Annotated in this window: 14 protein-coding genes; 5 read left to right on the top strand and 9 right to left on the bottom strand. The window is 62.0% G+C overall.

The features are described 5' to 3' along the window. Positions 1–59 precede the first annotated feature (59 nt). Positions 60–827 carry a YdcF family protein gene (locus AC07Y9_RS17915; protein WP_102679472.1) on the bottom strand — a complete coding sequence of 256 codons (768 nt, stop codon included), beginning with the start codon at positions 825–827 and terminating at the stop codon, positions 60–62. Positions 828–954: 127 nt separating this feature from the next. Further along, positions 955–1,275: a hypothetical protein gene (locus AC07Y9_RS17910; protein WP_009045783.1), complete on the bottom strand. Its 321-nt coding sequence runs from the start codon at positions 1,273–1,275 to the stop codon at positions 955–957. A 260-nt stretch (positions 1,276–1,535) separates the two neighbouring features. On the opposite strand from AC07Y9_RS17910, the gene leuS reads away from it, so the two are divergent. From leuS to AC07Y9_RS17885, 5 genes are all read left to right on the top strand, one after another. Beyond that, on the top strand, positions 1,536–4,142 hold the full coding sequence (gene leuS / locus AC07Y9_RS17905; RefSeq protein ID WP_102679471.1) for a leucine--tRNA ligase: 2,607 nt from the start codon (positions 1,536–1,538) through the stop codon (positions 4,140–4,142). 88 nt (positions 4,143–4,230) lie between these two features. Beyond that, the gene (locus AC07Y9_RS17900) at positions 4,231–4,836 is read left to right on the top strand and encodes an LPS-assembly lipoprotein LptE (RefSeq protein ID WP_102679470.1); all 606 of its coding nucleotides are present in this window, start codon (positions 4,231–4,233) and stop codon (positions 4,834–4,836) included. Positions 4,837–4,875: 39 nt separating this feature from the next. Beyond that, the gene (holA, locus tag AC07Y9_RS17895) at positions 4,876–5,913 is read left to right on the top strand and encodes a DNA polymerase III subunit delta (protein WP_007927092.1); all 1,038 of its coding nucleotides are present in this window, start codon (positions 4,876–4,878) and stop codon (positions 5,911–5,913) included. A 155-nt stretch (positions 5,914–6,068) separates the two neighbouring features. Further along, a complete protein-coding gene (arfA, locus tag AC07Y9_RS17890) occupies positions 6,069–6,230 on the top strand; it encodes an alternative ribosome rescue factor ArfA (RefSeq protein ID WP_007927093.1) in 162 nt (53 codons plus the stop codon). 61 nt (positions 6,231–6,291) lie between these two features. Beyond that, positions 6,292–7,614: a lytic murein transglycosylase gene (locus AC07Y9_RS17885; protein WP_102679469.1), complete on the top strand. Its 1,323-nt coding sequence runs from the start codon at positions 6,292–6,294 to the stop codon at positions 7,612–7,614. Between the two features lie 78 nt (positions 7,615–7,692). On the opposite strand, the gene AC07Y9_RS17880 is transcribed toward AC07Y9_RS17885, so the two are convergent. The 7 genes from AC07Y9_RS17880 to mltB all read right to left on the bottom strand — a co-directional run bounded on the left by AC07Y9_RS17880 (position 7,693) and on the right by mltB (position 14,193). Beyond that, a complete protein-coding gene (locus AC07Y9_RS17880; RefSeq protein WP_102679468.1) occupies positions 7,693–8,640 on the bottom strand; it encodes a S66 peptidase family protein in 948 nt (315 codons plus the stop codon). 168 nt (positions 8,641–8,808) lie between these two features. Beyond that, positions 8,809–9,831, bottom strand: a complete 1,023-nt coding sequence (gene lipA, locus AC07Y9_RS17875) for a lipoyl synthase (RefSeq protein WP_102679467.1) — start codon at positions 9,829–9,831, stop codon at positions 8,809–8,811. Between the two features lies 1 nt (position 9,832). Next, on the bottom strand, positions 9,833–10,480 hold the full coding sequence (lipB, locus tag AC07Y9_RS17870) for a lipoyl(octanoyl) transferase LipB (RefSeq protein ID WP_025807692.1): 648 nt from the start codon (positions 10,478–10,480) through the stop codon (positions 9,833–9,835). Further along, complete coding sequence (locus AC07Y9_RS17865) at positions 10,480–10,755, bottom strand: DUF493 domain-containing protein (RefSeq protein WP_007927103.1); 276 nt, start codon at positions 10,753–10,755, stop codon at positions 10,480–10,482. The genes lipB and AC07Y9_RS17865 overlap by 1 nt, the downstream gene beginning before the upstream one ends. 80 nt (positions 10,756–10,835) lie before the next feature. Then, positions 10,836–11,993, bottom strand: coding sequence for a D-alanyl-D-alanine carboxypeptidase family protein (locus tag AC07Y9_RS17860; protein ID WP_102679466.1), 1,158 nt, complete (start codon positions 11,991–11,993; stop codon positions 10,836–10,838). Between the two features lie 185 nt (positions 11,994–12,178). Beyond that, positions 12,179–13,180, bottom strand: a complete 1,002-nt coding sequence (locus AC07Y9_RS17855) for a septal ring lytic transglycosylase RlpA family protein (RefSeq protein WP_007927105.1) — start codon at positions 13,178–13,180, stop codon at positions 12,179–12,181. Next, on the bottom strand, positions 13,180–14,193 hold the full coding sequence (mltB, locus tag AC07Y9_RS17850) for a lytic murein transglycosylase B (protein ID WP_102679465.1): 1,014 nt from the start codon (positions 14,191–14,193) through the stop codon (positions 13,180–13,182). Before mltB ends, AC07Y9_RS17855 begins: the two co-directional genes overlap by 1 nt. Positions 14,194–14,208: the final 15 nt, after the last annotated feature.

Here is a 14,208-nt window from a genome sequence, read left to right as displayed (position 1 = left end):
GCGGCTGCTCCTGCCAGGAATTTGCGATTCCTGCAGGAGCGGGCTGGCTCACGATGAATCTACTCTCCACGATAAAACAGCTTGTAGCCCACCAGCCCCACCGCCTCGTTCAACAACTGGCCGCTCTGCCAGATCGACTTGAACTCCGGCATCCAGCCACCCAGCGGCCTGGCGTTATCCACCCCGAGGAACCCCACGGGCGCCGGCACCACGGTGAATCCTGCCTGTTCGAAACTCCAGACAGCCCGCTGCATATGCCAGGCCTGGGTGACCAGCACCACTCGCTTGACGCCTTGCGGCTCCAGCACTTGGGCGCTGAATTGGGCGTTTTCCCAGGTCGTGCGGCTACGCCCTTCCTGCCAGCGCACCGTCACGTCGAAATCGTTCAGCAACGACTCGGCCATCAGCGCCGCTTCCGTTGGCGGCGTGCCGTAGTGCAGGCCACCGCTGGTCAGGATCGGCAACCCGGAAGCCTTGGCCAGGCGCGCCGCATAGCGCTGGCGCTCCAGGCCAACACCGGTCGGCTGGTCGGAACCCCAGGCCGGGTCGCCACGTTCACGCCCCGACCCCAGCACCACAATCGCATCGGCCTGTTTGGCCAGGGTCGACCACTGGCTTTGCGTCAGCGCCGGCTCACTTTCCAGGGCACTGGCGCCCCACTCCACCATCACAGGCAGGCTCATCAACCAGAACCCGCCCAGGCCGAGAGCAAAACACAAACCGGCCAGTCGCGGCCTCGAGCGGCGAAACCACCAGGCAAGCAGAAGCAGCAGCAACAGAAGACCTGGCGGCAGGAGTAGTTGTTTGACGAAATAACGAAAAGGCATCGAGCATCTCCAAAGATGCTCGAAGCCTAAGTGGGTAAAAGCAAAGCGACAACAGATACGAAACAGATTTCACGCACAAGGTACGCGGCGTTGACGCTGCGCAGATGCCCGCATGGGCTGCGCAGACTCACTTGAACTGCAGGGATCGGACCTTTACCGCATCCCGGGCGGGCACCTTGTCTTTCAACCAGATGACCTTGGCCGAATGTGGAGTCACTTCGTGCCTCAGGCATTCGAGCACGCTCAATTGCGTCTCACGCTCGCTACGATCCAGATAGGCTTTGATCACCTCGAGCTCGGCGTGACTCAGGCCCCGCAACTCCAACTCCGCAGGACGCTCATTACGCAAGCTCCCTGCTGTTTTCGCTGTATCCAAGGCCAAAGCCAGACGATCTATCAATCGTTCGTACAACTCGGGTTTTGTAACTTTTCGCTGCGACTCAACCATCCACTCACCTCATGAAAGTAAGAATCACTCCCCCTTTTTGAGCTTAGCCGCACTGCCGAAACCGGCAGGGTGCCGCGACCAACGGCCCACGGCGCGTAATCAGGGTTTCCCTCGGTAGAGCGCGGTCATGTATGCTACGGCGCTTCCTGTAACTCCACTTCCAGCTCGACTGGGTAGCGAAAACGCCATATCTGGCGTCATCACCGCCCAACGTTGCATTGAAGAGGATTAGGCCACCCCTATTCAGTTCAAAAGTAGCCATGCACGAACACTATCAGCCCCGTGAAATCGAAGCCGCCGCCCAGTCGTTCTGGGATGAGCAAAAGTCCTTTGAAGTCAGTGAACAGCCAGGCAAGGAAACTTACTACTGCCTGTCGATGTTCCCTTACCCCAGCGGCAAGCTACACATGGGGCACGTGCGTAACTACACCATCGGCGACGTGATCTCCCGCTACCAGCGCATGCAAGGCAAGAACGTACTGCAACCCATGGGTTGGGACGCCTTCGGCATGCCGGCGGAAAACGCCGCGATGAAGAACAACGTCGCACCGGCCAAGTGGACCTACGAAAACATCGCCTACATGAAGTCCCAGCTGCGCAGCCTGGGCCTCGCGGTGGACTGGTCCCGCGAGGTCACTACCTGCAAGCCGGACTACTATCGCTGGGAACAGTGGCTGTTCACTCGCCTGTTCGAAAAAGGCGTGATCTACCGCAAGAACGGCACCGTGAACTGGGACCCGGTCGACCAGACCGTCCTGGCCAACGAACAGGTGATCGACGGTCGCGGCTGGCGTTCCGGCGCGCTGATCGAAAAACGCGAAATCCCGATGTACTACTTCAAGATCACCGCCTACGCGGATGAGCTGCTGGAGAGTCTCGACGAGCTGCCGGGCTGGCCCGAGCAGGTCAAGACCATGCAACGCAACTGGATCGGCAAATCCCGTGGCATGGAAGTGCAATTCCCCTACGACCAGGCCTCCATTGGCGAAGCGGGCGCACTGAAAGTCTTCACCACCCGCCCTGACACCCTGATGGGCGCGACCTACGTCGCCGTGGCCGCCGAGCACCCGCTGGCCACCCTGGCAGCGCAGAACGACCCGGCGCTGCAATCCTTTATCGCCGAGTGCAAGGGCGGCAGCGTCGCCGAAGCCGACATCGCCACCCAAGAGAAGAAAGGCCTGCCGACTTCGCTGTTCGTCGAACACCCGCTGACCGGTGAAAAACTCCCGGTATGGGTCGCCAACTATGTGCTGATGCACTACGGCGATGGCGCGGTGATGGCCGTTCCGGCACACGACGAGCGCGACTATGAATTCGCCACCAAGTACAACCTGCCGATCAAGAACGTGGTGCGCACCAGCGCTGGCGACGAAACGCCTGCGCCTTGGCAGGACGCCTACGGCGAGCACGGCGAACTGATCAACTCCGGCGAGTTCAACGGCCTGGATTTTGCCGGCGCCTTCGATGCCATCGAAGTTGCCCTGCTGAAGAAAAACCTCGGCCAATCCCGCACCCAGTTCCGCCTGCGCGACTGGGGCATCAGCCGCCAGCGCTACTGGGGCTGCCCGATCCCGATCATCCACTGCGACAGCTGTGGTGATGTACCGGTACCGGAAGACCAACTGCCGGTAGTGCTGCCGGAAGACGTGGTGCCGGACGGCGCCGGTTCGCCACTGGCGCGCATGCCCGAGTTCTACGAATGCAGCTGCCCGAAATGCGGCAAGCCTGCCAAGCGTGAAACCGACACCATGGACACCTTCGTCGAGTCCTCGTGGTACTACGCCCGCTATGCCTCGCCAAAATACGAGGGTGGCCTGGTCGACCCGGCCGCGGCCAACCACTGGCTGCCGGTGGACCAGTACATCGGCGGTATCGAACACGCGATCCTGCACCTGCTCTATGCCCGCTTCTTCCACAAGCTGATGCGCGACGAGGGCCTGGTCAGTTCCAACGAGCCGTTCAAGAACCTGCTGACGCAAGGCATGGTGGTCGCCGAGACCTACTACCGCCGCGAAGCCAACGGTGCCTACACCTGGTACAACCCGGCCGATGTCGAGCTGGAGCGTGACAGCAAGGCCAAGATCGTCGGCGCCAAGCTGATCAGCGACGGCCTGCCGGTGGAAATCGGCGGCACCGAGAAGATGGCCAAGTCGAAGAACAACGGCGTCGACCCTCAGTCGATGATCGAACAGTACGGCGCGGACACCTGCCGCCTGTTCATGATGTTCGCTTCGCCGCCTGACATGAGCCTGGAATGGTCCGACTCCGGCGTCGAGGGTGCCCATCGCTTCCTCAAGCGCGTCTGGCGCCTGGCTCAGGCTCACGTAGCCCAGGGCCTGCCGGGTACACTGGAGCTGGGTTCGCTGAACGACGAACAGAAAGTCATTCGTCGTGCCATCCACCTGGCGATCAAGCAAGCCAGCCAGGACGTCGGCCAGAACCACAAGTTCAACACCGCCATCGCTCAGGTCATGACGCTGATGAACGTGCTGGAAAAAGCACCGCAAGCCACCTCGCAGGACCGTGCCCTGTTGCAGGAAGGCCTGGAAACCGTGGCCCTGCTGCTGGCGCCGATCACCCCGCACATCAGCCACGAGCTGTGGAGCCAGCTGGGTCGCAGCGGCGCCATCATCGACGCCGGCTGGCCGGTGCTGGATGAGAACGCCCTGGTTCAGGACAGCCTGCAGCTGGTCATTCAAGTGAATGGCAAGCTGCGTGGCCAGATCGAAATGCCGGCCAGCGCCAGCCGTGAAGAGATCGAAGCCGCCGCCCGGAGCAACGAGAACGTGCTGCGCTTCACCGAAGGCCTGACGATTCGTAAAGTGATCGTCGTGCCTGGCAAGCTGGTCAATATCGTCGCTAGCTAATTGGATCAGGCGTCAGCCCAAGGCTGACGCCGAATAAAACCTCCAGGGCCGCCCTGTCGGCCCATATGGTTTCAAGGGGAGCAACAAGATGATCAAACGCAACCTCCTGGTGATGGGCCTGGCCGTACTGCTGAGCGCCTGCGGCTTTCAGCTGCGCGGTACCGGCACCACCGAACTGGCGATCAAGGAACTCGACCTGAGCGCCCGTAACGCTTACGGCGAAACCGTGACCCAGCTGCGCCAGGTTCTGCAGAGCAGTGGCGTCAAGGTCTACGCCGGTGCACCCTACAAGCTGGTGCTGACCCGCGAGCAGGAATCCCAGCGCAGCCTCAGCTACGTCGGTGGCAGTCGTTCGGCCGAGTATGAAATGACCACCGTGCTGAACTACGAAATCCAGGGCCAGAACAACCTGACCCTGCTCAGCGACAAGCTGCAAGTGCAAAAGGTCTACATCCACGACGGCAACAACCTGGTGGGTTCCGACCAGGAATCGCAGGAAGCGCGCAAGGAAATGCGTCGCGACCTGGTGCAGAACATGATGATGCGCCTGCAACTGCTGACCCCGACCCAGCTGGATCAACTGCAGCAGACCGCAGATGCCCGTGCCAAGGCCGAAGCCGAGGCGCTGGAAGCCGCGCAGAAGGCTGAGGCGGAAACCCCGCAACAGTCGCCCATGCAGCTGCCGAACCAGTAAGCCTTGTGGGGCGCCCAGGCGCCCCGCTTGCCCCTCCCTATGAAACTCGCCCCCGCTCAGCTCGGCAAACACCTGCAAGGCACACTCGCACCGGTCTATGTCATCAGTGGCGACGACCCGTTGCTGTGCCAGGAAGCCGCCGACGCCATTCGCACCGCCGCCCGCCAGCAAGGCTTCGATGAACGCCAAGTATTCAGCGCCGACGCCAATTTCGATTGGGGAACGCTGCTGCAAGCCGGCGCGAGCATGTCGTTGTTCGCCGAAAAACGCCTGCTGGAACTGCGCCTGCCTTCGGGCAAGCCGGGTGATAAAGGCGCCGCGGCCTTCATCGAATACTGCTCACGGCCGGCCGAAGATACCCTGCTGCTGATCAGCCTGCCCAAGCTCGATGGCAGTGCGCAAAAGACCAAATGGGGCAAGGCCCTGATCGATGGCGAGCAGACCCAGTTCATCCAGATCTGGCCGGTGGATGCCAACCAGTTGCCGCAGTGGATTCGCCAACGCCTGTCCCAGGCCGGGCTTTCCGCCAGCCAGGACGCCGTGGAACTCATTGCGGCCCGGGTAGAAGGCAATCTGCTGGCCGCGGCCCAGGAAATCGAAAAGCTCAAGCTGATGGCCGAAGGTGGCCAGATCACGGTGGAAACCGTGCAAGCGGCAGTCGCCGACAGTGCGCGCTTCGATGTTTTCGGGCTGGTGGACGCCATCCTCAATGGCGAGGCCGCGCATGCCCTGCGCATGCTCGAAGGCCTGCGCGGCGAAGGTGTCGAGCCGCCGGTGATTCTCTGGGCACTGTCCCGGGAGCTGCGGGCGCTGGCCAATATGTCGCTGCAGTACAGCCAGGGCACTCCGCTGGATAAAGTGTTCAGCCAGGCCCGTCCGCCCGTCTGGGACAAACGCAAGCCGTTGATGAGCAAGGCCCTGCAGCGCTATTCCGCGCCGCGCTGGGCGCAATTGCTGCTCGACGCCCAGCGTATCGATGCGCAGATCAAGGGGCAGGCCGCCGGTTCGCCCTGGAGCAGCCTGAGCCGCCTGTCGCTGCTGATGGCCGGGCAACGTCTGCCTCTCCCAGCCGAGTAACCCCAACGCCCTGCAGAAGCAAGCAAGCTCGTTCCTACAGGGAATGGGGGAATCCGTGAGGTTTGCTGAAAAACCCTACACATCACAGGGCTGGACAGCAGGGTCAAGCTGGCCGATCATCTGCCGCGCAAACCCACCTCAAGCGAGAACCGAAAATGAGCAAGCCATCCAAGCATGGCCCCAACAAGGCCAAATCCATCATCGCCCAGCCACTGTTCCGCAGCCGTCAGGAACGACCCGCCAAGGGCAAAGGCAGCTACCGCCGCGAAGCCTTCCAGTCTAAAAGCTGGGAGGCTTCTTACTTTCTGGCTGCATAAAGCGGAGAACCCCGCCGGCGTGATAAGGTCTGTATCTGATTCGTATTCTCTGGACCTGTGCATGCCCTTTTGTCTTTCCCGTCGTTGGCACCTGCGCCAACTGATCGCTGCCTCCAGCCTTGCCCTGCTCGTCGCCTGCGCGGAAAAACCCACCGCCGCCGATGCCCAACCACTCCAAAGCATTCAAGCCGCCCCTCTCGCCGCGCCTGCAACCGTCGCTCCGCTGGCCGTCGACAACCTGGACATCCAGCCAACCCAGACCTTTGCCCAATGGCAGGCAGGCTTCCGTGTCGAAGCCCTGGACGCCGGGATCCGCGCCGATCTTTTCGACCGTGCATTCGCCGGCATCACCCCGGACATGGGCGTGATCAAGGCCGACCGCAGCCAGCCGGAATTCACCCGGCCGGTGTGGGAATACCTGGACGGTGCCCTGTCGCCGCTGCGCGTGCGCAAGGGCCAGGCACTGCTCAATCAGTACGCCGACATCCTGCAGCAGATCGAACAGCGTTATGGCGTCGATCGCCAGGCCCTGGTGGCGGTCTGGGGTATGGAAAGCAACTTCGGTGAGTTCCAGGGCAACAAATCGGTCATCCGTTCCCTCGCGACCCTGGCCTACGAAGGTCGCCGTCCGGCCTTTGCCAACAGCCAGCTGCTGGCCGCCCTGCAGATTCTCCAGCACGGCGACATCCAGCCCGAGAAGATGCTCGGCTCCTGGGCCGGCGCGATGGGGCAGACCCAGTTCATCCCGACCACCTACAACACCCATGCCGTGGACTTCGACGGCGATGGCCGCCGCGACATCTGGAACAGCCCGGCCGACGCCCTGGCCTCGACCGCGCACTATCTGCAAAGCTCCGGCTGGCAGAAGGGCCAGCCATGGGGTTTCGAAGTGCAGCTGGCGAACGGCTTCGACTATGCGCTGGCGGATGGCGCGATCCGCAAACCGGTAGCCGAATGGCTGCGCCTGGGCATGCAGCTGCCCAACGGCGCCAGCGTTCCGGCCGGCGCCGAGCAGCTTTCGGCAGCCTTGCTGTTGCCGGCGGGTTATCGCGGTCCGGCGTTCCTGATCCTCGACAACTTCCGCGCCGTTCTGAAGTACAACAACTCCTCGTCCTATGCCCTGGCGGTGAACCTGCTGTCACAACGCTTCAACGGTTCAGGCCTGATCAACGGCGTCTGGCCGAAGGACGACATGCCCCTCAGCCGCTCCGAGCGCATCGAGCTGCAGAGCCTGCTCAGTGCCAACAATTACGATGCCGGCAACCCGGATGGCATTATCGGCGCCAATACCCGCAAGGCGATTCGCAGCGCCCAACAATCGCTGGGCTGGCCTGCCGACGGCTATCCGACCCACAAGCTGCTGGAGAGCCTGCGCTCGCGTTGAGCCAGGCCTGCGCGCCGAATCATAGGGGCGCCATAGTTGAGCAAGCTCGCTCCCACAAGGGCAGCGAGCACGGGCTGATCAGCCGAATACCACGTCCTGCTCCAGGATCAATTGCTTCTCCCCCGCATCCAGCCTGACCATCGCCCCCATCGGCAGGGTCAGGTTCGGATCGCAGTGGCCACTGCGCCATCCAGCCAGAACAGGAATGCGCAAGGGTTCGAAGGTCTGCTTGAGCAGTCCGGCAAGCGCCTGGGGCTCCACTCCTGCCACATCCCCCACCAGCACCCCGCGAAGCCTGTCGAGCTTGCCCGCCAGGCGCAGGTGCGTCAGCAGACGGTCGATCCGGTACAGCGGCTCGTTGATGTCTTCGATAAACAGAATGATGCCGTCAGCATTGATCTCGTATGGCGTGCCCATGGTCGCGGCGATCAACGACAGGTTGCCTCCCAGCAACTGACCGCAAGCGATGCCAGGCTCGACGGTGGTCAAGGGATAAGCCGCCGGATGCGGCAGCAGGCTGCCAGCCTTCAACTGCCCCCGGAGCAGGCTGAACAGCGAGGACTCGGTAGGTGGCTGCTTGTCACCCAACAAGTCGGCATTGAGCATCGGCCCGTGAAAGGTCACGAAACCCGCATGACGATTGATGGCCAGATGCAGCGCGGTGATGTCACTGTAGCCGACAAACGGCTTGGCATGGCGGCGTAGCAGGTCGTAATCGATCCGGTCGAGCAAGCGTGGGCTGCCATAGCCGCCCCGCAGGCACAGGATGGTATCGACATCGTCATCGGCGAAAGCGGCGTGCAGGTCGTTCAGGCGGACCTCGTCGCTACCGGCCAGATAGCCGTCCTTCTGTTGGACCCCAGGATAAATCCGCAGCGAATAACCTCGAGCGCGCATCCAGCGGGCGGCTTGCTCGGTGTCCAGGGCCGCGGGCCCGGCGGGTGCAATCAAGCCGATCAGCCCTTGCGAAGGCAGCGCCGGCACTGGCCGTTGCGTACAAAGGACATCAGTCGGTTGGCGGGTCATCCAGTGGTTCTCCCTGTGTGGATTCTCTAGTGCACAGTAGACATGAAAGCGGGCAAACAGAAGTGCCGAAACGCCACGGCGCTTGCAGGAAAAGTCTATGAAGGGAGGGAGACGCAGGCGTAACGGAAGATGACGCCCGCAAGGAAAAGACCTTGCGGGCGTATTACATCAGGAGACCAGGCCTTCTTTGGCCAGCTTCGCCTGCTCGTCGGCGTGGTAGGAGGAACGTACCAGCGGGCCCGAGGCGACGTTCTTGAAGCCCATCTTGTAACCTTCCTCGGCGAACCAGGCGAAGGTGTCCGGGTGCACGAAACGCTGCACCGGCAAGTGGCTGCGGGACGGTTGCAGGTACTGGCCGAGGGTCAGCATGTCGATGTCGTGCTCGCGCATGCGCTTCATGACCTCGATGACTTCGTCGTCGGTCTCGCCCAGGCCCAACATCAGGCCGGACTTGGTCGGTACGTGCGGCACCAGCTGCTTGAACTTCTGCAGCAGGGTCAGCGACCACTGGTAGTCCGAACCCGGGCGCGCGGCCTTGTACAGGCGCGGCACGGTTTCCAGGTTGTGGTTGAACACATCCGGCGGCTCGGCCGCGGTGATTTCCAGCGCCACCTCCATGCGGCCACGGTAGTCCGGGACCAGGGTTTCCAGCTGCACGTTCGGCGACAGCTTGCGGATTTCGCGGATGCAGTCGGCAAAGTGCTGGGCACCGCCGTCGCGCAGGTCGTCGCGGTCGACCGAAGTGATTACCACGTACTTCAGGCGCAGGTCGGCGATGGCCACTGCCAGGTTCATCGGCTCATCGACGTCCAGAGGCTTCGGACGGCCGTGACCGACGTCGCAGAACGGGCAGCGACGGGTGCAGATGTCGCCCATGATCATGAAGGTCGCAGTACCGCCGGAGAAGCACTCACCCAGGTTCGGGCAGGAGGCTTCTTCGCAGACGCTGTGCAATTTGTGCTTGCGCAGCAATTGCTTGATCCGGTCGACTTCCGGGGAAACCGGAATACGCACGCGAATCCAGTCCGGTTTCTTCGGCAGTTCGGTGGTCGGGATGATCTTCACCGGGATACGCGCGACTTTCTCGGCACCGCGCAATTTAACGCCGGTTTCAACTTTCGCACGGGCCGGGCGCTCGGAAACATCCAGCGTCGGGATCAGGGTTTGCACAGCGTCTTGCGCAGTAGTCATATCAGTCGATTCCGCCCGTTAGGGTCGTCTGCTCAGCATAGTCGAGGTGTTTGACGAGCTGCGCACGCAGCCGGGCACTTACCTCGGCAAATTCAATCGGTCCTGTGTGGTCGCTCAGCTGGGTCATTGCCAGCCCGGCATAGCCACAGGGGTTAATCCGTCGAAACGGCTGCAGATCCATGTCCACGTTCAAGGCCAGGCCATGAAAGGAACAACCATGGCGGATCCGCAGGCCCAGGGAGGCGATTTTCGCGCCATCGACGTAAACGCCGGGGGCATCCGGCTTGGCCGCCGCGGCCACGCCGTAGCTGGCCAGCAGCTCGACCAGGCACTGCTCCATCCGGCTGACCAGGTCGCGCACGCCAAAACCCAGGCGGCGCACGTCCAGCAGCAGATAAGCCACCAGTTGGCCAGGACCGTGATAGGTCACCTGGCCACCCCGGTCGACCTGCACCACCGGGATATCCCCGGGAAGCAACAGGTGTTCGGCCTTGCCCGCCTGGCCCTGGGTAAAGACCGGCGGATGCTGCACCAGCCAGACTTCATCGGGAGCGTCGGTGCCGCGTTCGTTGGTAAAGCGTTGCATGGCCTGCCAGACCGGCTCGTAGGCCATCTGGCCGAGCTCGCGAAAGCCCAGCGTTTGAGGCATCACAGCACCATGTGCACGAAGCCGGTGGCCCGCAACTCGCTGTTGATGTCGTACAGCTGTTCTTGACCGGTGGCGACGATGTGCAACTGGATGGTCGTGTACTTGCCGTTGGTGCTCTGGCGCTCGGCCAGGGTCTTGTGGTCAACGGTCGCGTGTTTTTCAAGGATCGCGATGATCTTGTCCTTGAAACCCACGCCGGTATCGCCAATCACCTTAATCGGGTAATCCGCGCAGGGGAATTCGATCTTTGGCGCCTTTACTTCGGTGTCTGTCATGGCGTAACGGCCTCGTAAGCCGTGGCGACGGACGCGGCCCCCGCTCTATTTCAGAGCGAGGGCCGCGCGGGTCGACAATATCAGTTGAACAAGCCGTAGAAGAATAGACGGATGCTATCCCACATGCGGCGGAAGATACCACCTTCGTCGACCGCGTCCAGAGCGATTAGATCGGCGCTGTGCACCACCTTGTCGTCCAGTTTCACTTCGACTTTACCGATCACGTCACCCTTGGCGATAGGCGCGATCAATTGTGGATTCATGGTCATGCTGGCAGCGAGCTTTTTCAGCTGGCCTTTTGGCATGGTCATGGTCAGGTCCTGGGCCAGGCCGGCCTTGATCTGGGGGGTGGTGCCTTTCCAGACAGGGGCCTGAGCCAGCTCGGTGCCCTTCTGGTAGAAGGTCTGGGTTTCGAAGAAGCGGAAACCGTAGGTCAGCAGCTTCTGGGTTTCGGCCGCGCGAGCCTGCTCGCTGTTGGTACCGAACACCACGGCGATCAGGCGCATGCCGTCACGCACGGCCGAGGACACCATGCAGTAGCCGGCTTCGTCGGTGTGACCGGTTTTCAGGCCGTCGACGGTCTTGTCGCGCCACAGCAACAGGTTGCGGTTAGGTTGCTTGATGCCGTTCCAGAAGAACTCTTTCTGCGAGTAGATCGCATAGTGAGCCGGGTCTTCGTGAATGATGGCGCGAGCCAGTACCGCCATGTCGTGCGCCGACGAGTAGTGCTCGGGGTTCGGCAGGCCGGTCGGGTTCATGAAGTGGCTGTTGCTCATGCCCAGGTCGCCGGCGGTCTTGTTCATCATGTCGGCAAAGGCATCTTCGCTGCCGGCGATGTGCTCGGCAACCGCGACGCTGGCGTCGTTACCCGACTGAATGATGATGCCGTGCAACAGGTCGCTGACAGTGACCTGCGAGCCGACCTTGATGAACATCCGCGAACCGCCGGTACGCCAGGCGTTCTCGCTGACGGTCACCGGGTCGTTCTCGCCGATCTGGCCGCGACGGATTTCCAGGGTCGCGATGTAGGCCGTCATCAGCTTGGTCAGGCTGGCTGGCGGCAGGCGCTGGTCACCGTTGTTCTCCACCAGCACGTTACCGCTGCTGGCATCCATGAGCACATAGGACTTGGCGGCCAGCTGCGGTGGCGACGGCATCACTTCTACCGCCCAGGCGGCAGGCGTGATGATCAGCGGGACAAGCAGACACAGGCGTTTGGCAAAGGTGGTGATGTTCATCCGTCTCTCGAAATTGCTAATGGAAACTTGTCCTCGCGGACAAAACTATTCAGACAGCCTTCTAAAGGGCTGTCGCGTGTTCAGTTGTTCACTCACTGACCCTTGCCGGGCTTTTGTTGTACGACGAGCCAACAACCTGGGTTCACCCTCCAAATACCGCAGGTGAACCATGAATCAATGTCCGATTACTCGGCGGTTACCAGGCTCGGCTGCCCCAGATTGGCCAGCCGGACACTGTTCTGCACTTGCTGGATCTCACCCGGCGAGCCGATCGGCCCCAGGCGCACCCGGTGCAGGGTCTGTTGATTGCGCACGATCGAGCTGATGAACACCGGAGCGCTCACCATCCCGCTCAGCTTCGAGCGCAGGAGCTCGGCAGCGTCCGGGTTGGCGAAGGCGCCCACCTGCAGATACTGGCCAGAGGCTTGCGCAGAAGCGTTTTTTTTTGCATCCAGTTGCACCGGCACAACGGCCGCGGCGTGCTGCTGTGCAGGTGGCGTCCATTGCTCGACGGTCCCCGTGGACGCCGTCATCACTGGCGCGGCTTTCGGCTCATTGAGCATCAAGGGTGCCGGCCGACCGCGCTGGGCCCACCATTCCTGCGGGTCGATGCCCTCGACCTTGACCCGGGCGGTGCCGATCTCGGCATAACCGAGCTTCTTGGCTGCGGCGTAGGACAAATCGATGATCCGGTCCGAATAGAACGGCCCACGGTCGTTGACCCGCAGGATCACGCTCTTGTGGTTATCCAGGTTGGTCACCCGGACATAACTCGGCAATGGCAGGGTCTTGTGCGCGGCACTCATGCCATACAGGTCATACACCTCGCCATTGGCGGTGTTCTGCCCGTGGAACTTGGTGCCGTACCAGGAAGCCGTGCCCGAAGCGACATAACGCTTGGATTCGGCCATCGGGAAATAGGTCTTGCCCAGCACCGTATAAGGGTTGGCCTTGTACGGGCCAGTGTGCAGGGTCGGCGTGGCGTCGGGGATGCGCGATACATCGACGTCCCACCAGGGTGCGCCGTCTTTGTGGGCACGGTTGATGTCCAGGCCCGGCGTCGAACGTACGGCCGTCGTCGGGCCTTTCTGTTTCGGCGCCTGGGTTGACGAACAACTGACCACCAGCAAGGACAACGCGGCAAGAGCCACCAGCTTCAGGGGTTTGCGGTTTGGCGATGCCAGCATTACTTGACGCCCCGTGCTTGGACCAGCTGTTCAGAGAGCTGATGTACGGCCATGGCGTACATCACGCTGCGGTTATAACGCGTGATCGCGTAGAAATTCTTCAGGCCCATCCAGTATTCGGGGCCGTTGTCACCTTCCAGGCGGAAAGCCGTGACCGGCAGATCATCGCGCAGCGCATCATGACTCGACCAGCCCAGCGCCCGCAACTCCCCGACGGTTTTCGTCGGCTCGATACCGGTGGTCAGGCCTTCGTCGACCTGATCGCCACGCACTTCGGCCCGGCTGACCACCGGCTGCCCGGCCTCCCAGCCGTGACGCTTGAAATAACTGGCGACGCTGCCGATGGCATCGTCCGGATTGGTCCAGATATTGATGTGGCCATCACCGTCGAAGTCCACAGCATAGGCGCGAAAACTGCTCGGCATGAACTGCGGCAAGCCCATGGCACCCGCGTAGGAGCCTTTCAGGGTCAGTGGATCGACCTGTTCTTCACGGGCCAGCAGCAGGAATTCGCGCAACTCCTTGCGGAAGAACTCGGCACGTGGCGGGTAATCGAAGCCCAGGGTCGACAGTGCATCGATCACCCGGTAATTGCCGGTGTTGCGCCCGAAGAAGGTTTCGACGCCGATGATCGACACGATCACCTGGGCCGGCACGCCGTATTCCTGCTCGGCACGGGCCAGTACCGCTTCGTGCTGGCGCCAGAAGTCCACACCGCGGGCGATACGCGCGTCGGTAATGAACATCGGCCGATATTCTTTCCACTGCTTGACCCGTTCGGCGGGCCGGGAAATGGCGTCGAGGATCGACTGCTTGCGCTCGGCCTCGCGAAACACGCCCATCAGCTGTTCGCCCGCGAAGCCATAGTCGCGAGTCATTTCGCCCACGAATTCGGCTACTTGGGGGGAACCTTCGTATTCGCCGCCGGCCAGCGCTTCCTGCGCCGCACCAAGGATGCCTACCAGACCGACCCACGGTGCATACCGAGCAGTCCAGCCACGCATTACTTGCATTGAATTCTTCACCTT

The organism is Pseudomonas sp. GW456-L12, assembly GCF_059424045.1.
This window is presented reverse-complemented; position numbering and strand designations above follow the sequence as displayed.